The 559-nt window shown below is 43.1% G+C and carries 1 protein-coding gene and 1 pseudogene; both read right to left on the reverse strand.

From position 1 onward, the window contains the following. Positions 1-67 (reverse strand): annotated as a pseudogene (locus R8N49_RS29435) (DNA-binding response regulator); the annotation flags it as partial. Between the two features lie 18 nt (positions 68-85). Continuing rightward, positions 86-511: a hypothetical protein gene (locus R8N49_RS29440; RefSeq protein WP_318190736.1), complete on the reverse strand. Its 426-nt coding sequence runs from the start codon at positions 509-511 to the stop codon at positions 86-88. Between the last annotated feature and the right edge of the window lie 48 nt (positions 512-559).

The following is a 559-nucleotide window of genomic DNA, read 5'->3' on the forward strand; positions in this document are numbered from 1 at the left end:
TATTTTCCAACGTTTCGATAATTTGCTCGCCTAGACGAGGATCATCTTCGACAACAAGTATTTTCATGGCAGCGTTTCTTATTATTTAGTTTTGTGGTGGTTTTAAAGCTTTATTGAAGTTTCGACCTTTGACTTCCAGCATTTCCAATGTGGCAGCGTCATATTCGTCCTTCAACACGCTATTGTTGAAGAGTATTTTCAGTTCGTAAACCCATTCATTGTCATCTTCTTCAAGCTCGACTTTGATGATGCGACCATAAAGGTCATTTTCGACGGCCGCGTAAAGCTCAGAGAAGGGACGAATGTAGCCTTTTTGTACGGCGCGGTAGACCTCATCCTGGTCTTCATCAAATTCGATACGAGTGCCGGGCTTTTCGACATCTTGCACGATGGCGTGGCCATTTTGCGTGGTGTAAATATCATTTTGCTGCGCGAAGCTTGGTGCAGAAAGCAGCATCGGGGCGAGGCTGAAAAACAACGCAAGATTTTGAGAAGTCACTGGTTTATACATAGCAACACCTTTTCTGAAGAGTTGGCAAAATTATATCTAGCTGTACAT

This window comes from Vibrio sp. 1978 (assembly GCF_033344345.1).

Excerpts from the sequence above, each read along its gene's own strand:
- R8N49_RS29440 (WP_318190736.1), bottom strand. The coding sequence starts at position 511 with ATGTATAAACCAGTGACTTCTCAAAATCTTGCGTTGTTTTTCAGCCTC.